Here is a 20,649-nt window from a genome sequence, read left to right as displayed (position 1 = left end):
TCCAAAGTCACATTCGTTCGAGACTAGTGACACTCACTGTTAAGCTGGTGCCATGAGCGACCTGCTGGAACGACTCCGGGGACGCGGCTGGCGCATGACGGCGCAGCGCCGCGTGGTGGCCGAGGTCCTCGACGGCGAACACGTGCACCTGACGGCTGACGAGGTGCACGCGCGGGCCGTTGGCCGACTGCCCGAGATCTCACGGGCCACCGTCTACAACACCCTGGGCGAAATGGTGTCGCTGGGCGAGGTGCTGGAGGTCTCCACGGACCGCCGCGCCAAGCGGTACGACCCGAACGCCCGTCGGCCGCACCACCACTTGGTCTGCGCGAACTGCGGAGCCATCCGGGACGTCCACCCCACCGGCAACCCACTGGCGGATCTGCCCGACGAGGAGCGCTTTGGCTTCACGGTCTCGGGCGTCGAGGTGACGTACCGCGGAATCTGCCCGAACTGCGCGACAACGACCGCCTGATCCACCCGCACGCGCCAACGACCGGCCGGGGTTCCTCACCGGCCGGTCGTTGGCGTCACGTGCGCTGACGCTCGGAACGAGCCACACGTGCGCGAACACGACGAAGGCCCGGATCCATTGGATCCGGGCCTTCGTACTGAGTAGCGGGGACAGGATTTGAACCTGCGACCTCTGGGTTATGAGCCCAGCGAGCTACCGAGCTGCTCCACCCCGCGCCGTTGAATGCAACATTACGTCACCCGGTCGGCCGTGGCAAATCCATTCAGCGGGTGCCCGCCGAGGCACACCGGGGGCCCCGGCAGGCATCCGCTCACGCCGTGAGTTCCTGGTGCAGCGCCTCCTGGAGACGGGCGGCGCGCTCCGCGACCTCGGCGGGGCCCAGCTCGACCGCGCGGGCGCACCAGCGCTGCCCCTCGGTGAGTTCGCCCCGGCGAGCGGCGAGCAGCGCGAGGCGGAGCGCCGCCCGGCCGTGGCCCTCGTTGGCGGCGCGGCTCCACCACAGGGCCGCCTCCCGCTCACTGCCCTCGCGGGCGAGCAGCAGTCCCAGGTTGAAGGCACCGTTGCGGCTGCCCGCCTCGGCGGCCTCGCGGTACCAGCGCGCGGCGCTCTCCACGTCCCCCCGCGCGGCGCAGAGCATGCCGACCCGGACCTGGGCACGGCGGTGTCCCTGCTCGGCGGCGCGCTCGTACCACTCCTCGCACTCCGTCTTCTCCGGCATCGGCTCGCCGAGGACCGGCGTCGCACGCGGCGGGCGGCGGGCGTCGAGGACCCCGGCCAGCCGGAAGGCGGCCTCGGCGCTGCCCCCGCCGGCGGCGGTGCGCAGATGGCGTTCGGCCTCCTGGTCCTCACCCTGCCGGAGCAGCGCCATGGCGACCTGGAGCGCCGCGTCGGTGTGCCCGGCGGACGCGGCGCGCTTGTACCAGCCCAGGGCCGCCAGCTCCTCGTCCCGGCCGGCGTGCAGGATGCCGAGGTTGAAGGCGGCGTCCACGCTGCCCGCCTCGGCCGCCTTGGAGAACCAGGGTTCGGCTCCGGTCGCGTCGCCGGCCTGGAGGAGGAGCACCGCGAGCGCGTTGGACGCCTCGCGGTGGCCCGCGTAGGCGGCCCGGCGGTACCACTGCTCGGCCTGCGGGGTGCGGTCCTGGGCGGCGCAGAGCAGCCCTAGGTTGTACGCACCGTTCACGTCGCCCGCGTCCAGGGCGGCCCGGTACCAGCGCTCGGCGGTCTGCGGCTCGCCCCGGTCGGCGTGCAGGGCTCCGAGCGCGTTGGCGGCGTTGCCGTCGCCGTCCTGGGCGGCGCGGAGCCACCACACGGCCGCGCTCTCCACGTCGCCGACATCGCGCAGCAGGAAGGCGAGGGCGCAGGCAGCGCGCGCCTCACCGGCCCGCGCCGAGGTGAGGTACCAGCGGCCGGCCTCCTTGAGCTCGCCACGCCGCTCCAGGATGGCGCCGAGGTGCAGAGCGGCGCGGGCGTGACCTCGCGCCGCCGCCTGCCGGTACCACTGCTCGGCCTCGCCGACGCGGCCCTCGGCGGGGCCCGCGACCGGGCCGTCGCCGGGGGCGCCGACGACGTTCACCGCGGGCTCGACGGGCTCGACGGGCATCCGCCCGAGCCCGAATGCCTGGTGCGGGTCCTCGACGGCGTTGCGTTCGATGGTCCTGGCCAGCCGGTACGCGGCCTCCCGGTGACCCTGCTCGGCGGCGGCGCGCAGCCAGCGCTCGGCACCGACGTCGCTGCGGTGCTCCAGCAGGTCGGCGAGGGCGTAGGCGCCCAGCGCGTGGCCCTGTTCGGCGGACTGGCGCAGCCAGTACTCGGCGCCCGGCTCGTCGCCCCGCTCGCGCAGGTGCCGGCCGAGCGCGTGCGCGGCGGAGGCGGAGCCCGCCACTGCCGCGATGCGCCACCAGCCGGCCGCCTCGTCCGGGTACCCGCGCTGGTGGAGCAGGACCCCGAGGTTGTTGGCGGCGGCCCGGTCGCCGTCGGCGGTGGCCCCGCGCAGATAGGGTTCGGCGGCGTCGAGTTCGCCCCGGCGCAGCAGCAGGGCCCCGACGACGCTCATCGCGGCGGTGTCGCCCGCGTCGGCGGCACGCCGGTGGCGCTCCTCGTCCTCGGCGGTCTCGACGGTGCCGATCGCGTCGGTCTCCCCGGCGTCGGTCACGTCGGCCGTGTCGGCCGGGAACGGGCCCCCGGCGGCAGTGTCCGTGTCTCCTGGATTGGCTGGCGTGACCGTGCCCCCCGTCGTCCCGGTGGCCCCGGTGGTGAAGTGGTCGCTGGTCACGGCCTGCTCGGCGGCACCCGCTGCCTCGGCGATGGCCACGGCCGAGGCCGCGGCCGGCGCCCGCTCCGGGCCCTGTGTCCGCCGTTGCACAAACCGCCCTGTCTCCAACAGAGTTGCCCTGTCCCCCATAAATACCATCGTCGCACCACCTGTAACCCGCGTACACCTGGTATATCGCGGACAGTGAGGTCACTTCAGCGTTTTGTCGACATGCCCACAGAGAGACAAGTCAAACACGACCTCGGACAACAGGTGCCCCGCGAACCGCACTTCACGCCCACTTGTGTAGACGTCACAACACGACGAAGGCCCGGATCCAGTGGATCCGGGCCTTCGTCTTTCAGTAGCGGGGACAGGATTTGAACCTGCGACCTCTGGGTTATGAGCCCAGCGAGCTACCGAGCTGCTCCACCCCGCGTCGTTGTGTTCAAACAGTACCACGACGCGGGGGTGGGTTTTCTCAGCTGCCCTGGTCGGAGGCCCCTTCGGCCGGGGCGGCGGTGTCCCCGGCCGTACCGGTACCGCCGGAGGAGCCCGTGCCGGACTGGGCTGCCGCGGCCCTCTTCAGGGCGTCCTGGAGGTCGTCCTGGGCCTGGGCGTAGGCCTCCCAGTCCGGCTTCCGGAGCGCCTCCTCGCCGGCGTCGTACGCCTTCTGGGCGTCCGCGATGGCCGCCTTGAGCGCCGCGTCACCGGTGGCCGGCGGCTTGGTGGGCTCGGTCGGCTTCGTCGGTTCGGTGGGCTCCGTGGGCTCGGTGGGCACGGTCGTGTCCGAGTCGACGTCGAAGACGGCGTTCAGCGCCTCCCCGAGACTGTTCTCGAAGACGATCTTCGACCCGAACGAGGCGGCCACCTTGCGCAGCAGCGGATAGTTCTGGTTGCCACCGCGCGTGTAGACCGGCTCGATGTAGAGGAACCCACCGTCCAGGGGCACGGTGAGCAGGTTTCCGTACTCGATGTCCGAGTCGGTGCCCTTGAGGTTCCTCACGAACTCGGCGACGTCGTCGTTGCCGTTGAGTTCGCTCTGTACCTGCCCGGGGCCCTTCACCGTGTTGGTGACTCTCAGGAGCCTGATCGTGCCGTAGTCGTCGCTGGCCGCGTCGGCGTCCACCGCCATGAACGCCCCGAGGTCGGGACGGCCTCTCGGCGTGAACGTCGTGGTCAGCGAGAACGTCTGCTGGTCCTGGTCCGGCATCTTCATGGAGAGGTAGTACGGCGGAACGGAGCCCGGTTCCTTGTTGGTCGGGTCGTCCGGCACCTGCCACGCGTCACTGCCGCTGTAGAACTGCGCGGGGTTGGTGACGTGGTAGCGGGTCAGCAGCTCGCGCTGGACCTTGAAGAGATCCTGCGGGTAGCGCAGGTGGTCCATGAGTTCCTTCGGGATGGCGGACTTGTCCTTCACCGTCCCGGGGAACGCCTTGCGCCAGGTCTTGAGCACCGGGTCCTCGGTGTCCCACTCGTAGAGCGTGACGGTGCCGTCGTACGCGTCGACGGTCGCCTTCACCGAGTTGCGGATGTAGTTGACCTGGTTCTGCTGGGCGACGACCGCGCGCTGGTTGGTCGTCAGCGAGTCGGCCGTGGTGTCACCGAGCGTCGTACGGGAGGCGTACGGGTACCCGTTCGTCGTGGTGTACGCGTCGACGATCCACTGGATCCGGTGGTCGACGACCGCCGGGTAGGCGTCGCCGTCGATGGTCAGCCACGGGGCGACCGCCTCGACGCGCTCCTTGGGCGTGCGGTTGTAGAGGATCCGCGAGCCCTCGCCGATGGCCCCCGAGTAGAAGATCTGCGGCTCGCTGAACGCGACCGCGTAGGCGGCGCGGTTGAAGGCGCCGGCGAGGCTGACCCCGCTGTCACCCTTGTAACTGGTGGTCTTCTCGCCGTCCTCCTCGTAGTCGAGCTCCTTCTGGGGCCCGCCGACGATGGAGTACTGCTCGGTCTTCTCGCCGTAGTAGATCCGCTGCTCGTACTCGCCGAGCTGACCCGTCGTCGGCAGTCCGGACTCGGTGAAGTCCGGGGAGCCGACGGGGTTGGTGCCCGTGCTGGTGCCCTTGGCCGCGATGACGCCGTAGCCGTGGGTGTACGTGAAGTGGTCGTTGATCCAGTTCCGCTTGGGCAGGCCCGCGAGGTTGAGCTCGCGCAGACCCACGACGGTGTCCTGCTCCTTGCCGTCCTCCTCGTAGCGGTCCACGTCCAGCGTCGCCGGGAACTGGTAGTAGTTCCGCTTCTGCTGGAGCTGCTGGAACGCCGGGGAGACGACGTTGGGGTCCATCACGCGGTAACTCGCGGCGGCGTCGGCCTGGGTGCGCAGCGCGGCACCCTCGGTCTCCGTGCTCTTGCCCGCGTAGTCGTCGACCTGTGCGTCGTCGATGTCGTACGCGTCGCGCGTCGCCTTGATGTTCTTGCTGATGAACGGCGCTTCCTTGGCCTGCTCGTTCGGCTGGACCTGGAACTTCTGGACGATCGCCGGGTAGAGCCCGCCGATCAGGATGGCCGAGAGGACCATCAGGCCGAAGCCGATCACCGGGAGCTGCCAGGTGCGGCGCCAGAGCGTCGCGAAGAAGAGCACCGCGCAGATCGCGGCGATGCAGAACAGGATCGTCTTCGCCGGCAGATAGGCGTTGGCGTCGACGTACCGCAGGCCGGTCCAGTTGTCGGTGGCCTTGAAGTCACTGGACTTCACGGCCAGTCCGTACCGGTCGAGCCAGTACGCCACGGCCTTCAGGGAGACGAAGATGCCGAGGAGCACCGAGAGGTGCCCGGTGGCCGCGCCGGTCGCGCGGGCGCCGGGGCTGGTGATCCGCAGGCCGCCGTAGAGGTAGTGCGTCAGGGCCGCGGCGATGAGCGACAGCACGACCGCGGCGAAGCCGAAGCCGAGCAGGAAGCGGTACCACGGCAGGTCGAAGGCGTAGAAGGAGACGTCCAGATGGAACTGGGGGTCCTTCTGCCCGAAGGAGACGCCGTTGACGTACATCAGCCAGGTGCGCCACTGGCCCGAGGCGGATGCCCCGGAGATCAGCCCGACGAGCGCGGTGACCGCGAGGAGCACCCACTTCTTGAACGGGGCGACACCCATGCGGTAGCGGTCAAGGCTCTGCTGCTCCAGCGACATCGCGCTCAGCGGCGGGCGCAGCCGGTGGGCGAGCCAGACGTTGAGGCCGACGGCGAGCGCCATCAGCAGTCCGAAGACGAGGAACAGACCGATCTTCGTCCACAGCGTGGTGGTGAAGACCGACGAGTACGACACCGAGCGGTACCAGAGCCAGTCGGTCCAGAACCCGGCGAACATGAGGAACGCCATACCGAGCGCCGCGAGGATGCCCAGCGTCAAAAGAAGGGTACGGGCACGCCGGGACGGGCGGCCGACTCTGATCCGTGGCCCGGTCGGGCCTCCGCCGCGGTCCGGCATCTGGAAAGCCAACGTGCGCACCTCGTACTTCGGGGTCGTGTGGAACGGGCTCCGCGATCGTAGAGCCCTCCCTTGCAACTTACGGAGGCTTTACCTAGTTCCCGCTCCCGGTGCGAAAAGAGGCAGGATATTGGTATGCCCAACGTTTCTTCCTCAGGCCCTCCGATGGCCTCGAGTCCCCTCACCGTCGCGGTGCTCGAAATCGACGAGTACGCCGCCGGTCTCGGATGGGACCGCCCCGCCCGCCTTTTCGCCCTCGTCGACACCGCCAGCCTGCGCGTCCAGGAGCCGGGCCTCGCCGCCCAGCTCGGGCTCGGCGCCGGCGGTACGGTGCCCGCCGCCTTCACCCCCGTCGAACAGGAGGAGATCCCCTCCGGCAAGCCGCTGGACGAGTTCCTCGCCACGATCGCCTGGCCGGCCGGGGTGGCGGGGTGCGCGCTGACGGTGGAGCGGCTCATGCTCCCGCCGACCGCCGAGGCATCCGTACCCGAGGGGCTCAGCGGCAAGAAGCTGACCGCGTGGGTGGCGGCGCACCCGGAGCGGCAGGAGGTCCGGATGACCGTGGCCGTCCTGCGTGACGGCCGGCGCGAGTCCGCGATCCGGCTGCGGGAGAAGGACTCCGCGAGCGAGGTCCTCACCGGCCCGGCGCTCGTCCCGGGTCTGGCCGACGCGCTGGCCGCGACCTTCGAGTCCTGAGGTACGTCCGGGGCCCCGCGCGGGGCCCCGGACGTCAGCTCTTCGAGCAGCTCGGCAGGGCCGCCGTGTCCCCGGTGCGGATCTTGTCCAGGGACTTCTTCGCGTCGTCGATCTTCTTGACCCGGATAAGGGTGAGGCCGGACGGGGTGTCGGCCGCGGCCGCGGCGCAGTTCTCGTCGGGGGTGAGGAAGTACTTCGCCCCGGCGTCCCGCGCGCCGACCAGCTTCATGTTGATGCCGCCGATCGGTCCGACGGTGCCGTCGTCGTCGATGGTGCCGGTGCCGGCGACGAATTTCCCGCCGGTGAGCTGCCCCGGCGTGAGCTTGTCGACGATGCCGAGCGAGAACATCAGCCCGGCGCTCGGACCGCCGACGTCGGCGAGGTTGATGTCGATCTGGAACGGGAACGTGTGGTCGGTTCCCGCCTGGATGCCGACGATCGCACGGCCGTCGTCGTCCGCCTCGCGCGTGGTGAGCGTGACGTCCTGGGTGCCCTCGGGTTCCTTGCCGGCCTTCTCGGCGGCGGCTGCCCGCTCGGCCGGGACGACCGTGAACGTCACGTCCTGGCCGGCGTCGCGCTTGCTCACCAGCCCGGCGACGTCCGCCGGGTCCTTCACCGCGGTGCCGTCCACGGACTTGATCACGTCACCCGCGTGGAGCTTGCCCTCGGCCGCCCCGCCCTTCACGACGGTCGACACGATGACGCGCGAGGTCACCGGGATGTCCAGCTCCTTCAGGGCGGCGACCTTGGCGCTCTCCTGGGACTGGCTGAACTCCTCGGCGTTCTCCTGCGTGGACTGCTCTTCCGTCTTCCCGTCCGGGTAGAGGGTGTCGTGCGGCACGATCACGCTGTCGTGGGCCAGCCAGCCGTACACGGCCTCGACCAGGTTCATGTTGTAGTCCGCACCGGTGACGCGGACCGTCGTCATGTTGAGGTGCCCCGACGTCGGGTACGTCTTGCGACCGGAGATCTTCAGTACCGGGTCGCCGTTCGCGTCGCCCAGCGTGTTGACGGTCGGCCCCGGTGACATCTCCGCGTACGGAACGGGAAGCACCACACCCACGCAGATGAGCGCGATGAAGATGAGGATCGAGGCGAGCATCGTCGCGGTGCGGCGTGGCATGGAACGACAGTACGGGAAGCACCTGTCAGTGCACCGCCGGGGCCGGTCCGTACGAGGCCCGCCGAGGCGGTGCGGCGGATCGGTGGCGGTGGCCCACGGTCCGCCCGGGGCGCCGACAACGCGCGGGAGGTGCGCGGGCGGAGCGGGGCGGCGCCCGATTGGCGATCGCGTACGACTGAGGCGGTCCTGCTGATCACCGTCGTACGTCAGACGGCGTCGGAACCGGAGTGGGATCTCTCCATCGCTTCCCGGAACCGGGCATACCCGGCGAGTTCGGTGACATCGCCGGTCGTGCGATTACGTGCGGCCCAGCCTCCCCATATCGCCGCGCCGAGAGCGGCGAAAAGCGGAATCAAGAGCCATGCGAGTGCAGCCACTACGACCTCCCTACCCCATGAGCGACCGCAACTGACGGTCTGCAGATTAACCAGCGGCAGGACCCACGCTGCTGGCAGGGGGGCGGTTACGCAAATCGGGCCTGATCCGGGCCCGTACGGTTTGCGGCCGACGGACCCGGGTCCGTCGCTCAGCAGGCTCCGACCCACTCCTCGGTGCCGTCCAGGAAGCGCTGGTGTTTCCAGATCGGCACCTCGTGCTTGAGGTCGTCGATCAGCTTCCGGCATGCCTCGAAGGCCTCCGCGCGGTGCGGGCAGGCCACGGCGACCACCACCGCCAGATCGCCCACGTCCAGTTCACCCACGCGGTGGACGGCGGCCAGCGCGCGGACCGGGTACTCCGCGACGACCTTCTCGGCCACCCGGCGCAGCTCGTCCTCGGCGGACGGATGGCAGGAGTAGCCGAGCGCTCCGACGTCCTGGCCGCCGTCGTGGTTGCGCACCGTGCCGACGAAGAGCGCGATCCCTCCGGCCGCGTCGTCCCCCACCGCCCGGAAGACCTCGTCGACGGAGAGGGGCGTCTCGCGGATCGCGAGGAGCCGGAGGGGGTCGGCGGCGGCCTGCTCGCCGGGGTGGTCGCCGCGGAGGTCGTGGTGGGATGCCATGGGGCCATGGTGCCGCACGACGGAGCCGCGACGGAAACAGGTGTTCCGTCACCTCCGCCGCCGTCTTCGCCGTTCCGCCGGGGTCACCGTCACCGCCCTCGCGCAGCGGAACGGCCCGGCCCGCGGCCGCGAGCGGCGGCGGGGCCGCGGGGCGGGCGGTGACCGGGGCCGCCGGGGTCAGATCCGGCGGCGGGCCTTGCGGGCGCGGCGGACCAGGGCGGCCGTGCCGAGCAGCGCGACCGTCGCTCCGGCGGCACCCGCGGCGGTGGCGTCCTTGCGGCCGAGCCTGCGGCCCGCCAGGGTGTGGCGTCCCTCCACCTCTTCGAGGAGCGCGGCCAGCACGTCCTCGTTGGTCCAGCGGGGCCGCCATCCGGCGTCGTGCAGCCGGCCCACGCTGACCACCCAGGGGTGCATCGTGTAGGCGAGGTCGCCGGCCGGAGAGGGGGTCAGCCCGATCCGGTGGAGCCGGGCAGCGGCGCCCAGCGCGACCGCGGAGGGCAGCTCCATGCGGCGTACCCCGCTGAGTTCCTCGACCTGTTCCTGCTCCAGCCATCCGTCGCAGCCGACGGCGAACTCCCCGTCGATCTTCTCCAGCGCCGCGTACTCCAGGGCGCTGACCAGATCCTCCACGTGGCAGAACTGCCAGGTCGGCCGCGATCCGGCCACCACGAGGAGGCGGGGTGACTCGAAGTAGCGGGTGAGCGCGGTGTCCGTACCGCCGACCAGCACGGCCGGGCGGACGACGGTGACGTTGAGGCCGGGGTGGGCGCGCGGGGCGCGGCGGCCGAGGCGTTCGATCTCCAGCAGATCCCCGACGCCGGTGGCTTCCGCGGTGGCGCGCAGTTCGGCGTCCTCGGAGAGCGGGACGTCGTTGTCCGGCAGGGCGCCGTAGACCATCGCGGAGGTGCAGAGCACCACCCGGTGGACGCCCACGGCCGCAGCCGCGGTCAGCACGGTCTGGGTGCCCCGCACGTTGTACGCGGTACGGGCGGCCGCGTCGGTCTCCAGGTCGAGATCGACGGCGAGGTGGATGACGACGTCCGCACCCCGCAGTTTCTCGGCGACGGCGGGGTCCCGCACGTCGAGGACGTGCCAGGTCACCCCGGGCACGTCCGCGCGTCGTTCGTCGATCGCGACGACCCGTCCGATCTCGTCCGACGCGGCGAGGTGCGCGGTCAGCAGCGCCCCCACTCCGGTCGCCGCGCCGGTGACCGCGACGACGGGGCCGCGCTTCCCGGAAATGTTTTTCGCGGGCTTCTTCTCGGTCGTGGGGTCGTTCAGGTTTCGCGCTCCGCGAACCTGAGGATCTGGGGAACTCACCAGGCGTCTCCAGCGGTTGTCTTCAGTACGTACCCGAGTGAGGCGTGCGTACCTGGTGGCGTCCATCCTGCCGCAGCCCGAGTCCCGGCGGAGCACTGAGCCCCTGAGCCGGAGCGGGTGTCTACGCTGGATGTGACAAGCCGGGCATCGCCGCCGGTTCCAGCCGGCGGCCCTACGAGCCGAGGAAACCCGTGAGTGACACCCCATTCGGATTCGGCCTTCCGCCGGAGGAGCCGGAGAACGGCGACGGCAAGAAGAAGGACCCCATCGAAGGTGGGCAGGGTCAGGGCGGACCGGCGAACCCGTTCGGCTTTGGTCCCGGTGCCGCCGGGGACAATCCGTTCGCGGCCATGTTCGGTTCGCTGAACCCGAACGACCTGGGCGCCGCCTTCCAGCAGCTCGGCCAGATGCTGAGCTACGAGGGTGGCCCGGTGAACTGGGACATGGCCAAGCAGATCGCCCGCCAGACGGTCTCGCAGGGCACCCAGGACGGCAGCAAGGACGCGAGCGTCGGACCCGCCGAGCGCGCGGCCGTCGACGAGGCCCTGCGGCTGGCGGACCACTGGCTGGACGGTGTGACCTCGCTGCCCTCCGGCGCGGTCACCACCGTGGCGTGGAGCCGTGCGGAGTGGGTGGAGGCGTCCCTCCCGGCGTGGCAGCAGCTCGTCGACCCGGTGGCCGAGCGGGTGGGCATGGCCATGGGCGACGTGCTGCCCGAGGAGATGCAGGCGATGGCCGGCCCGCTGATCGGCATGATGCGGTCGATGGGCGGCGCCATGTTCGGCCAGCAGATCGGACAGGCGGTGGGCGTCCTCGCGGGCGAGGTAGTCGGTTCCACCGACATCGGACTGCCGCTCGGTCCGGCGGGCAAGGCCGCACTGCTCCCGCTGAACGTCGAGCGCCTCGGCAAGGACCTGAGCGTCCCGCTGGAGGAGGTGCGCCTCTACCTCGCCCTGCGCGAGGCCGCCCACCAGCGTCTCTTCGCGCACGTCCCGTGGCTGCGCTCGCACCTGTACGGCGCGGTCGAGTCGTACGCGCGCGGCATCAAGGTCGACACCTCCAAGCTGGAGGACGTCGTCGGACAGTTCGACCCCTCGGAGCCCCAGCAGCTCCAGGACGCTCTCCAGCAGGGCATGTTCCAGCCGGAGGACACCCCCGAGCAGAAGGCCTCGCTGGCCCGTCTGGAGACGGCGCTCGCGCTGGTCGAGGGCTGGGTGGACGCGGTGGTCCACGAGGCGGCGAAGCCCCGCCTGGGTTCGGCGGACGCGCTGCGCGAGACGATGCGCCGCCGCCGCGCCTCCGGTGGCCCCGCGGAGCAGACCTTCGCCACGCTCATCGGGCTGAAGCTGCGTCCGCGCCGGCTGCGGGACGCCTCGCGCCTGTGGGCCTCGCTCACGGACGCCCGGGGCATGGAGGGCCGTGACGGCCTCTGGGAGCACCCGGACATGCTGCCGACCGCCCAGGACCTGGACGACCCGGACGGTTTCGTCCACCACGAGCAGCTGGACTTCTCCGAGCTCGACAAGATGCTCGGCGAGGCCGCGACCGGCGGGGCTGCACCGGCCGAGGACGCGACGCCCGAGGCTCCGACGACCGAGGATGCGACGTCGAAGGACGCCGCGCCCGAGGACGCCGCCGGGAGCGACGAAGAAGGCGATGGCGACGACGACGGCCGGGACGGCTCCGACCCGAAGGGCGACACCGGCCGATGAGCCTTCACCACGACGCCGCCCTCGTGCTCAAGGCGTACGAGGGCGGTGGGGACGCCGGGCAGGCCGAGCTGCGTCAGACCTACCTCGACCATCTGGACGCCCATCCGGACGGCATGTGGAAGGCGTGCGGGGCGGGGCATCTGACCGCCAGCGCGCTGGTGCTGGACCCGGCGGCGGGCAGGGTGCTGCTGACCCTGCACAGGAAGCTCGGCATGTGGCTGCAGATGGGCGGTCACTGCGAGCCGGAGGACGCCACGCTCGCGGACGCCGCGCTGCGGGAGGCCACCGAGGAGTCGGGCATCGACGGTCTGGTGCTGCTGGCCGGCGGTCCTGTGCGCCTGGACCGGCACCCGATCCCGGCTCCCTGCCACTGGCACCTCGACGTGCAGTACGCGGCGCTGGCCCCGGCCGGGGCCACGCAGCGGATCAGCGAGGAGTCGCTGGATCTGCGCTGGTACGCGTACGACGAGGTGGCCGGGGTCGCCGACGACTCGGTGGTGCGGCTGATGGCGGCCGCCCGCGCGGCGCTCTGACCCGCCGGTACGCCACAGGGGCGGCTCCTCCGTCGTGGGAGGGCCGCCCCTGTGGCGTATCCGGACGTCCGGGTCCGGGCCGTCTCAGTTCCAGGCGTTGTTCTGGTTCTGGTTCTGCGAGCCAACGCCGTACTGGCCGCGGATTCCCTGGCCGATCTGGGCGTTCTGCGGGGGCATGACCTCACTGGGCTGGACCAGCGCGAAGCCCTCACCGAGGAAGCTCAGCTCCCAGCCCTCGCCGGTGCTGCCCCGCCTGCGCATGACGCCCGAGGAGTGCGTCTGCGCCTGCATCTGGACCCGGAGGGAGCTGGACCAGGCGACGATGGCGTCGGCGTCGGCGTTGACGTACTTGTCCGGCGTGACCTGGAGCATCAGCGGCTGGCCCGAGGTCATCAGCGCCACCTTGCCGGTACCGGTGATGTTGAGCTGGTACTTGCCGGTGCCGGAGATGCCGTACTGGCTGTCCACGGCGATGACCTCGGTGTGGAGCGAGGAGTCGAGTGCCAGGACGTAGGCACTGTCGACCGTCATCCCCGCGTGGTCGACGTCGATCACGTGGATGTACTGCGCGAGGTTGGCGAAGTACACGGTGCCCTGGCCGGTGCAGCGCATCAGGTCGAGGCCCTCGCCCGTGCGGGCGCGGGCACTGCGCTGGGAGTGCGACTGGTACTCCCCGTCGAACTCCATCAGCCCCTGGTAGGCGACCATGGCACCCTTGCGGGCGAGCACGGCGTCGGTACCCGTCAGGGAGACCCGCAGCAGCTGCGGGTTCTGGACGGTGTACCGCTCCGAGGACTGCTGCTCGGTGTGGGCGAAAAGCGGACTCTGCATGGTGTCTCTCCCTCCCTTCAGGACCGGACGCGGAGGCGGTCGGTGCTGTCCTCGCTCGGCTGGACGACGACGATGCCCTGGCCGGAGAAGGCCATCTGGTACGCCTCGCCGCTGCCGCGCCCGATGAGCGCGCTCGCCTTGAAGCTCCGCTTGCCCTTGACCTTGAGGTTCGGCGACCAGGCGACGAGCGCGTCCGGGTCGACGTACGTCTCGTCCTCGCCCCGGCCGCAATCGACCACGATCGGGGTGCCCCGGGAGGTGATGGCCACCCATCCCGTGCCTTCCACGACCACGTTCCACAGGCCCTGGCCGGCGAACTTCGCCATCCCCTTGACCTTCTCCACGCCCCAGCCCAGGTGGGCGTCGAAGGCGAGGAGGTTGGTGCCGTTGACGGAGATCGACTCGTTGTTGAGGTTGATGACGACGACGTCGGCGCCGTAGTCGGCCAGGTAGAGCAACCCGTCGCCGGAGCACTTCATGACGGGGGCGCCCTCGCCGGTGACCCACTGGGAGGCGATCTGCCGGACGGCGGGCGGGTTGGGTTCGTACTGGATGAAGCCTTCGTAGGCCACCATCGAACCCGTACGGGCGTAGAGGTCCTGGCCGGTGGCCATGGCCACCTTGAGCATCGAGTGGCCGTGGTTCTCCATCCGCGCGGTGACGGGGGTCGGGGCGTAGCCCGCGAGTTGCTGGTTCATGGCAGGCTCCCTCAGACCTCGTAGGGCTGGACGACGATGAAGTTGCCGGGGGCTCCCCGGAACTGCAGGTTCACGGTCTCCCCGCTGTGACCGGGGTACGCGTTGCGGCGCAGCCGGACCTGGCTGGAGATGATGACCTGGGCGGCCGACGACCAGGCGACGACGGCGTTGCAGTCGGCGAAGGTGGTCGGCGTGACGGGCAGGACGACGGGCACGCCGTGGGTCTTGACGACCACGGTGCCGGTGCCCTGGAACTGCATGGTGAACAGGGCTCCACCGGGAATGCCGTGCCCCTCCACCCTGCGGACCTCGTACTGGAGCGATTCGTCGAAGGCCAGGACGTTCTCCGCGGAGACGCAGATCCCGTCGCCCTGGAGCTCGATGGGGTGCAGATGGGCGCCCTCCTCCGCGAGGAAGACCTGCCCGCGGCCGGTGCAGCGCATGAGCTGCATCTCCTGGCCGGTGGCGTTGCCGACGACCCGGCCGGTGAAGCCGGCACCCTTGTAGCCGAAGTCGACCTTGCCCTGGTACATCACCATGCTGCCCTGCCGTGCCAGCACGGGGTTGCCGCCGAGGGTGAGATCCACCCGCATGAGCTGCTGGTTCTGCGGGGTCCAGCGCTGACCGGTCGGCTTCTCCTTGTACGGCTGGAGTGCCGCCGCGAGTCCGGCTCCGGCCGCCGGCACACCCTGCGGAACCCCTTGCGGAAGTCCTCCGGGCTGCTGCCCGAAGGGTGTTTGCGGCTGCTGGCCGAACGGCTGCGGGGGCTGCTGGCCGAACTGCGGCTGCCCGTGCGCCTGCGGGGGTTGCTGACCGTAGGGCTGGGCCGGGGGCTGCTGACCGTACGGCGGCGCGACCTGGCCCGGGACCTGCCCGAACTGCGGCTGCCCGCCGTACGGGGCGGGAGCCGGCGGGGCGACGGGAGCGGCGATCGTGGGCGCCGCGTGCAGCGGCTGTGCGGGGGCGGGGGCCGGCGGCGCTCCGAACGACGGTGCCGGCTGCGGGGCCTGGGGAGCGACGGGCGCGCCGAAGGCCGGCGGCGCGAAGGAGGGCGCGCCCTGCTGCGGGGCGGCAGGCGCTTCCTCCTCGGCGACCTCGCCGCCGAAATTACGCAGGAGAGCGTCGAGTCCGCCGTCGAATCCCTGGCCGACCGCGGCGAACCGCCAGACGTCCTTCAGATAGAAGTCCCCGAGCATCACCGCGCGTTCGGTGGTGAATTCGGAGCCGGTGAAGGCGTACCGCACCACTTCCTCGCCGCCCGCGACGATCCGGATGTGTCCGGGACCGACCTGGGACATCTGGCCGGCACCGTCGACGGTCGCCGTGAACGACAACTTGTGGATGGCGGCCGGAATACGATCCAACGTCACCCGGAACGACTCGGTGTCACCGGACTGCGCGCCGAGCAGCTGAATGGACTCCTCGGGCGATTTCGGCTGGTTGAAGAAGATGAAATACCGGTCGTCCGACAGCTGTTCATCGGCGTCGAGGCCGAAGCAGCTGATGTCGAAGGTCAGTCCCGGGCCGGCGATCTGCACACCTACGTACAGATCCGTCCCTGACGTGAGATCGCTGATCTTGGCCTTGTGGCCGCGTTGGAATTCCCTGGCCATGCGTAACGACCGTCCCCCATCCCGAATGTCAATGCGTCGCGTCAGGCTATCCGCAAACTACGACATCGAGCCAAGTCGGTACACAGTCGGTACAGAGCGGCCTGCCCGTCACTCCTCCCGGGCGGTGGGCAGATGCGGCAAGCGGTCCGCCGACACCACGCCTTCGAGGTACCCCCGCGCCCGCTCCGTACGCGGGTACTCCTCCAGCAGACGCCAGAAGTCGGGCCCGTGGCCGGGCACGAGCAGGTGGGCGAGTTCGTGCACCAGGACGTAGTCGACCACGTACTCCGGCATCCCCTGGAGCCGGTGCGAGAGGCGGATGCTGCCCTCGGCGGGCGTGCACGAGCCCCAGCGGGTGTTCTGGTTGGTGACCCAGCGCACCGAAGCGGGCCGGGCCCGGCCCCCGAGGTACTGGGCGGAGAGGCTCGCGGCACGCTCGACCAGCGCGCCGTCACCGAGCACCCGACGGCTCTCCTGGGCTGCCAGCTTGTCGAGCATCACCCCGACCCAGCGGCGCTCCTCGGCCTCGGACATGCGGGCGGGGATGAGCACGATCGTGCGGCCGCCCTCGCGGTAGGCGGAGACCGTCCTGCGGCGCCGGTCGCTCCTGCGCACCTCCACCGCACTCGTCGCGGTCGGGTCCACCGCACTCGTCGCGGTCGGACGGATCGGACGGGTGGCACCGCGCTGCAGGGCAGCGGCGGAGCGCGCGGGAATCTCCCCGGCGAGGCCGGGCGACGGGTCGGCGGGCACGCCCCGACGTTACCCGCTGTCGCACGCGGAAGTCCCGCCTCCCCGGTGGTTCCTCTCCGATCACCGCAGGAAGCACACCATTTGAACGACTAATTCCCTCCCCTGTGGATAACTTTCGGCGGGTTTCGGGCGCCGACTGCATTCTGTGAGCGGAGAGGAGCAGGAGAAGTCCGGCTCGACGGTCATCCGTATCCGTTGATGAGCCGTGCCGGTGACCCACCACTCCGGTGATCCACCATGTCCGTCCGCAACCACATCCGTCATCCACCAGATCCTCTGTCGACCACATCCGTGATCGCCCACATCCGTGATCGCCCACATCCGTGATCAACCGCAGAAGAGCGGCCCGACCGTAAAGGGAGAAAGAGATGCATCCGATGCTGAAGCCCGCACTGCGCCGTGCCTGGCGTGGCCGGAGCACCGTGCAATTCGGGGTCACTCCCGCACACGCGGTCACCTTCGGCCCTCTGGATATCGCCACCGGAAGCTTCCTGGAGCTGCTCGACGGCACCCGGGGGCTGCCCCTGCTGAAGGAGGAGGCCCGCTCCCTGGATCTGGCGGAGCGCCACGTGGACGTGCTCGTCGAGCGGCTGGCGGGCGCCGGCCTCCTGGACGATCCGCACGCCGGTGGGGCGGAGGCCGCGGCCTTACGCCGCCGGGCCGACGTGCTGGACCGGCAGCGACCAGACGCAGCCTCCCTCTCCGTGGTGCATCCCGAGCCGGGGAGTGCGGTCCGCCGACTCGCCGCGCGGCGGGCGATGCGCGTACAGGTCCGGGGTGCCGGCCGGGTCGGTGCGGCGATCGCGGCCCTCCTCTCGGGGTCGGGGGTGGGCCGGGTGGACGTGCTGGACGGCGGTCTGACGGAGCCCTGGGACGTGGCACCCGGCGGCCTCCCGCCGTCGGCGGTCGGGGAACGCCGTGACGTCTCGGCCCGGCGGCTCGTGCGTCGGTCGGCCGCCGGAGCTCCGCCGCGCGCGACGGAGGCGGGCACGGCGGAGGCCGGCGGTCCCTGCCTCTCCCTGGTCGTGGTCGCCCCGCGCGACGGACTCGCGGTGTACGCCCCCGACCCGGGGACGGCCGAACCATGGATCTCCTCGGGCACCCCCCACCTGTACGCCGGAGTGATCGAGGCCACCGGGGTGGTGGGCCCGCTGGTGCTGCCCGGAGGTACGGGCTGCGCGGGCTGTCTGAACCTGCACCGGGCGGACCAGGACGCGCAGTGGCCCCGCATGGTGGCGCAGTGGCGGACCGGGCGGCGTGGCGCGGTACCTGCCTGCGACCTCGCTCTCTCCGCGGCGGTGGCCGGGCTCGCCGCTTCGCACGCCCTCTCCTTCCTGGACGGCGAACTGCCGGCGACCACGGGCGCCCGCTGGGAAGCCGCGCTGCCCCTCATGGAATGGCGGAGCGAACGGATCGCGCCGCACCAGGCGTGCGTGTGCGGCGCCGCTCGCACCACCGGGGCGCTTTTCCCCGCCTCGGGCGCACCTCACGACACAATGGCGGGGTGACCGCCCAAGCCGGGTCGATGCTTCGCCGTACCAACGCTCTCCGTATCAACGCTCGCCATATCTACGCTCGCCGTATCAGTGCTCGGCCATATCAATGCTTGCCTGTATCGATGCTTCGCCGGTTCGACGCGAAGGGCGCACCGGCACCGCAGTTCACGAACTGGAGGAGCACATGTCCGATCTTCCCCGCAAGGCGGTCACCCGCACCGCGAAACTGGCCGCGCTGCCGCTCGGCTTCGCCGGCCGTGCGACGTGGGGCCTGGGCAAGCGGATCGGGGGCAGACCGGCAGAGCTGGTGGCCCGGGAGGTGCAGCAGCGCACTGCGGACCAGCTCTTCAAGACTCTGGGCGAGTTGAAGGGCGGCGCCATGAAGCTCGGTCAGGCGCTCTCCGTGTTCGAGTCCGCGCTGCCCGAGGAGGTGGCCGGTCCGTACCGGGCGGCGCTGACGAAGCTCCAGGAGGCCGCTCCCCCGATGCCGGTGCGGACGGTCCACGGGGTGCTCACGGAGCGGCTCGGTGAGGGCTGGCGCGACCTCTTCCTCTCGTTCGACGACCAGCCGGCCGCGGCGGCCTCCATCGGCCAGGTGCACCGGGCGGTCTGGCACGACGGGCGCGATGTCGCGGTGAAGGTGCAGTATCCGGGTGCCGGTGAGGCGCTGCTGTCGGATCTCACCCAGCTCAGCAGGTTCGCCCGGCTTCTCGGGCCGTTGATCCCCGGCATGGACATCAAGCCGCTGATCAAGGAGATGCGGGACCGGGTCTCCGAAGAGCTCGACTACGCGTTGGAGGCGCGGGCTCAGGAGGAGCACGCGGCCGAGTTCGCGGAAGACCCCGATGTCGTCGTACCGGGTGTGGTGCTCCACTCCGACCAAGTGCTCGTGACGGAGTGGATGGACGGCATCCCGCTCTCCGAGGTGATCGAGCGCGGGACTCCGGAACAGCGTGACCGGGCGGGTCAGCTGCTCTCCCGCTTCCTCTTCTCCGGACCCGCGCGGACCGGTCTCCTCCACGCCGACCCGCACCCGGGCAACTTCCGCCTCCTGCCACCGGCTGACGGGGAGTCTCCGCTCGCCCCCGCCATGGAGGAGGCCCCAGCCGTGGAAAAGTCCGTCACCCCGGAGGAGCTCGCCACTTCGGAGGAGTCCGCCGACCGTGACGGAATGCGGGCGTGGCGGCTCGGCGTACTCGACTTCGGCACGGTGGACCGCTTGCCGGGCGGCCTGCCCGAGATCATCGGCGAGGCCCTGCGGGTGACGCTGCTCGGCGAGGCGGAGGAGGTGTACGCACTGCTCCGGCGGGCCGGCTTCGTGCCGGAGCAGGTGGATCTGGAACCTGACGCGGTCCTGGACTACCTGCTCCCCGTCATCGAACCGGCACAGGTGGAGGCGTTCACCTTCAGCCGGGGGTGGCTGCGCACCCAGGCGGCCCGGATCGCCGATCCACGCTCTCCCGCACACAGGCTCGGGAGGCAGCTGAACCTTCCGCCCTCCTATCTCCTCATACACCGGGTGACCCTGAGCACGATCGGGGTGCTCTGCCAGCTGGGCGCGACGGTGCGCCTGCGGGACGAGCTCGAAGCGTGGCTCCCTGGCTTCACGGACCCGGGCCTTACGCGCGGCGCGGGTGGTGTGGAGGACACGGGTGACGCGATCGGTGCAGCCGGCGTGGACGGCTTGGATGCCGCGGACGGCGCGGCCGGCGGGGACGGCGTGGCCGGTGCGGACGGCGCGGACGGCGCGGACGGCGGGGACGGCGGGGACGGCGGGGACGGCGGGGACGGCGTGGCCGGTGCTGATGACGAGCCGGGCGGTGCTGACGAGCCGGAGCGTCGTGGGGTCCCTGTCGCCTCGGACGGCAGGGGCGCACGGGCCGAGGCGGCGGCAACCGACGGTCGGACGGGCCCCGGGAGGCGGAGGAGCTCCGGCGGACGGGCCGAGCGGGAGACCGAGGAGGTGTAGGGCGGGCGGCGCCGGAGTGGCTCCCGGTCGGCGGCGGGGGTGAGCCGGGGCGGAGGGAAGCTCGGGCGGGACGAGCCCCGGGGCGCAGCGGGAGAGGAGTACGGGCCGGGCATCCGGTCCGGGGCCTGGCTGCCTGCCCTGCCTGCCCGGGAGACGCCGGTCGCTGGTACGGGCTGCTGGCCGCTGGCCGCTGGCCGCTGGCCGACGCTTGCTGGCTGCTGGCTGCTGGCTGCTGGCTGTTGGCTGTTGGCTGCTGGCTGCTGGCTGCTGGCTGCTGGCTGCTGCGCGGCGTACCAGGGGGGCGAGCTTCTACCCAACTCCCTGCGCGGAAGTCCGGCAGTGACGCTGAGCGCTCCATGGCCGTTACGGCTGGGCGGCCTCGGATCCGCCCAGGGTTCTAGTCCGTCCACGCTTCTGGTCCGCCCACGGTTCCGGTCCGTCCACGCTTCTGGTCCGCCCATGGTTCCGGTCCGTCCACGCTTCTGGTCCGCCCATGGTTCTCGGACAAGCGCGGTTCTCGGACAAGCACGGTGGCCGGAACGGCCGGAACTCACCAGGAGGCGGGGTCGAGCCGACTTTCGATGGCCCGGATGTGGGCACGGGCGCAGTTCTCGCAGAAGTAATGGCGCCCGCCCCCCTCCACCGCGCACATCCAGGTGGGTGGGGCGCTCGGGCCCGCGATGGTGCCGCACCTCCCGCAGAACACGTGGGGGGCTTCCGACAGCGCGGGGTGATAGTTCTCCTCGTCCACG

17 protein-coding genes and 2 tRNA genes are annotated in these 20,649 nt (G+C 71.2%); 6 read left to right on the top strand and 13 right to left on the bottom strand.

What is annotated here, in order from left to right; genetic code table 11:
* Positions 1-52 precede the first annotated feature (52 nt).
* Positions 53-475 (top strand): transcriptional repressor, encoded by a 423-nt coding sequence (locus tag ACFYPN_RS04325; protein WP_358762223.1) that lies wholly within the window; start codon positions 53-55, stop codon positions 473-475.
* Positions 476-616: 141 nt separating this feature from the next.
* On the opposite strand, the gene ACFYPN_RS04320 is transcribed toward ACFYPN_RS04325, so the two are convergent.
* The 4 genes from ACFYPN_RS04320 to ACFYPN_RS04305 all read right to left on the bottom strand — a co-directional run bounded on the left by ACFYPN_RS04320 (position 617) and on the right by ACFYPN_RS04305 (position 6,153).
* Positions 617-690, bottom strand: a tRNA-Met gene (locus ACFYPN_RS04320).
* 95 nt (positions 691-785) lie between these two features.
* Entirely contained in the window at positions 786-2,885 is a 2,100-nt protein-coding gene (locus ACFYPN_RS04315) for a tetratricopeptide repeat protein (protein ID WP_358762221.1), read from the bottom strand.
* Positions 2,886-3,091: 206 nt separating this feature from the next.
* Positions 3,092-3,165: transfer RNA gene (locus ACFYPN_RS04310), tRNA-Met, on the bottom strand.
* A gap of 42 nt (positions 3,166-3,207) precedes the next feature.
* On the bottom strand, positions 3,208-6,153 hold the full coding sequence (locus ACFYPN_RS04305) for a UPF0182 family protein (RefSeq protein ID WP_358762277.1): 2,946 nt from the start codon (positions 6,151-6,153) through the stop codon (positions 3,208-3,210).
* A gap of 135 nt (positions 6,154-6,288) precedes the next feature.
* On the opposite strand from ACFYPN_RS04305, the gene ACFYPN_RS04300 reads away from it, so the two are divergent.
* Positions 6,289-6,849, top strand: a complete 561-nt coding sequence (locus ACFYPN_RS04300; protein ID WP_358762219.1) for a PPA1309 family protein — start codon at positions 6,289-6,291, stop codon at positions 6,847-6,849.
* A 34-nt stretch (positions 6,850-6,883) separates the two neighbouring features.
* Here the strand turns inward: ACFYPN_RS04300 and ACFYPN_RS04295 are convergent, their stop codons facing one another.
* The 4 genes from ACFYPN_RS04295 to ACFYPN_RS04280 form a co-directional block, all read right to left on the bottom strand.
* Positions 6,884-7,972 (bottom strand): PDZ domain-containing protein, encoded by a 1,089-nt coding sequence (locus ACFYPN_RS04295; protein ID WP_358762217.1) that lies wholly within the window; start codon positions 7,970-7,972, stop codon positions 6,884-6,886.
* A gap of 206 nt (positions 7,973-8,178) precedes the next feature.
* The gene (locus tag ACFYPN_RS04290; protein ID WP_266708887.1) at positions 8,179-8,349 is read right to left on the bottom strand and encodes a hypothetical protein; all 171 of its coding nucleotides are present in this window, start codon (positions 8,347-8,349) and stop codon (positions 8,179-8,181) included.
* Between the two features lie 149 nt (positions 8,350-8,498).
* Positions 8,499-8,972 carry a molybdenum cofactor biosynthesis protein MoaE gene (locus tag ACFYPN_RS04285; protein ID WP_358762215.1) on the bottom strand — a complete coding sequence of 158 codons (474 nt, stop codon included), beginning with the start codon at positions 8,970-8,972 and terminating at the stop codon, positions 8,499-8,501.
* A gap of 177 nt (positions 8,973-9,149) precedes the next feature.
* On the bottom strand, positions 9,150-10,292 hold the full coding sequence (locus tag ACFYPN_RS04280; RefSeq protein ID WP_358762213.1) for an SDR family oxidoreductase: 1,143 nt from the start codon (positions 10,290-10,292) through the stop codon (positions 9,150-9,152).
* A gap of 191 nt (positions 10,293-10,483) precedes the next feature.
* Here ACFYPN_RS04280 and ACFYPN_RS04275 point away from each other — a divergent pair, with 191 nt between their 5' ends.
* Both ACFYPN_RS04275 and ACFYPN_RS04270 read left to right on the top strand, forming a co-directional pair.
* Positions 10,484-12,004, top strand: a complete 1,521-nt coding sequence (locus ACFYPN_RS04275) for a zinc-dependent metalloprotease (protein ID WP_358762211.1) — start codon at positions 10,484-10,486, stop codon at positions 12,002-12,004.
* Complete coding sequence (locus tag ACFYPN_RS04270; protein ID WP_358762209.1) at positions 12,001-12,537, top strand: NUDIX hydrolase; 537 nt, start codon at positions 12,001-12,003, stop codon at positions 12,535-12,537. Before ACFYPN_RS04275 ends, ACFYPN_RS04270 begins: the two co-directional genes overlap by 4 nt.
* An 84-nt stretch (positions 12,538-12,621) precedes the next feature.
* On the opposite strand, the gene ACFYPN_RS04265 is transcribed toward ACFYPN_RS04270, so the two are convergent.
* The 4 genes from ACFYPN_RS04265 to ACFYPN_RS04250 all read right to left on the bottom strand — a co-directional run bounded on the left by ACFYPN_RS04265 (position 12,622) and on the right by ACFYPN_RS04250 (position 16,432).
* The gene (locus ACFYPN_RS04265; RefSeq protein WP_358762208.1) at positions 12,622-13,368 is read right to left on the bottom strand and encodes an AIM24 family protein; all 747 of its coding nucleotides are present in this window, start codon (positions 13,366-13,368) and stop codon (positions 12,622-12,624) included.
* Positions 13,369-13,385: 17 nt separating this feature from the next.
* Positions 13,386-14,066, bottom strand: a complete 681-nt coding sequence (locus ACFYPN_RS04260; RefSeq protein ID WP_358762207.1) for an AIM24 family protein — start codon at positions 14,064-14,066, stop codon at positions 13,386-13,388.
* Positions 14,067-14,077: 11 nt separating this feature from the next.
* Entirely contained in the window at positions 14,078-15,679 is a 1,602-nt protein-coding gene (locus tag ACFYPN_RS04255) for a TerD family protein (protein WP_389296647.1), read from the bottom strand.
* Positions 15,680-15,787: 108 nt separating this feature from the next.
* Entirely contained in the window at positions 15,788-16,432 is a 645-nt protein-coding gene (locus tag ACFYPN_RS04250) for a M48 family metallopeptidase (RefSeq protein WP_358762203.1), read from the bottom strand.
* 368 nt (positions 16,433-16,800) lie between these two features.
* Between ACFYPN_RS04250 and ACFYPN_RS04245 the strand changes: the two genes are divergently transcribed.
* Positions 16,801-17,940, top strand: a complete 1,140-nt coding sequence (locus ACFYPN_RS04245; protein ID WP_358762201.1) for a ThiF family adenylyltransferase — start codon at positions 16,801-16,803, stop codon at positions 17,938-17,940.
* Between the two features lie 172 nt (positions 17,941-18,112).
* Entirely contained in the window at positions 18,113-19,897 is a 1,785-nt protein-coding gene (locus ACFYPN_RS04240; RefSeq protein WP_389296646.1) for an ABC1 kinase family protein, read from the top strand.
* A gap of 550 nt (positions 19,898-20,447) precedes the next feature.
* Here ACFYPN_RS04240 and ACFYPN_RS04235 read toward each other — a convergent pair.
* Entirely contained in the window at positions 20,448-20,648 is a 201-nt protein-coding gene (locus ACFYPN_RS04235; protein WP_389296645.1) for a hypothetical protein, read from the bottom strand.
* Position 20,649: the final 1 nt, after the last annotated feature.

Origin of the sequence: Streptomyces sp. NPDC005576 (assembly GCF_042871745.1) — a bacterium.
Classification (GTDB): domain Bacteria; phylum Actinomycetota; class Actinomycetes; order Streptomycetales; family Streptomycetaceae; genus Streptomyces.
Note: the sequence above shows the minus strand (reverse complement) of the source record. Positions and strands in the feature narration are given on the sequence as shown.

Bases quoted from the DNA above. Each gene is read 5' to 3' on its own strand.
- ACFYPN_RS04240 (WP_389296646.1), top strand. From the start codon at position 18,113: ATGTCCGATCTTCCCCGCAAGGCGGTCACCCGCACCGCGAAACTGGCC.
- ACFYPN_RS04305 (WP_358762277.1), bottom strand. From the start codon at position 6,153: ATGCCGGACCGCGGCGGAGGCCCGACCGGGCCACGGATCAGAGTCGGC.
- ACFYPN_RS04300 (WP_358762219.1), top strand. From the start codon at position 6,289: ATGCCCAACGTTTCTTCCTCAGGCCCTCCGATGGCCTCGAGTCCCCTC.
- ACFYPN_RS04285 (WP_358762215.1), bottom strand. From the start codon at position 8,972: ATGGCATCCCACCACGACCTCCGCGGCGACCACCCCGGCGAGCAGGCC.
- ACFYPN_RS04295 (WP_358762217.1), bottom strand. From the start codon at position 7,972: ATGCCACGCCGCACCGCGACGATGCTCGCCTCGATCCTCATCTTCATC.
- ACFYPN_RS04270 (WP_358762209.1), top strand. From the start codon at position 12,001: ATGAGCCTTCACCACGACGCCGCCCTCGTGCTCAAGGCGTACGAGGGC.
- ACFYPN_RS04325 (WP_358762223.1), top strand. From the start codon at position 53: ATGAGCGACCTGCTGGAACGACTCCGGGGACGCGGCTGGCGCATGACG.
- ACFYPN_RS04315 (WP_358762221.1), bottom strand. From the start codon at position 2,885: ATGGTATTTATGGGGGACAGGGCAACTCTGTTGGAGACAGGGCGGTTT.
- ACFYPN_RS04245 (WP_358762201.1), top strand. From the start codon at position 16,801: ATGCATCCGATGCTGAAGCCCGCACTGCGCCGTGCCTGGCGTGGCCGG.
- ACFYPN_RS04260 (WP_358762207.1), bottom strand. From the start codon at position 14,066: ATGAACCAGCAACTCGCGGGCTACGCCCCGACCCCCGTCACCGCGCGG.
- ACFYPN_RS04255 (WP_389296647.1), bottom strand. From the start codon at position 15,679: ATGGCCAGGGAATTCCAACGCGGCCACAAGGCCAAGATCAGCGATCTC.
- ACFYPN_RS04265 (WP_358762208.1), bottom strand. From the start codon at position 13,368: ATGCAGAGTCCGCTTTTCGCCCACACCGAGCAGCAGTCCTCGGAGCGG.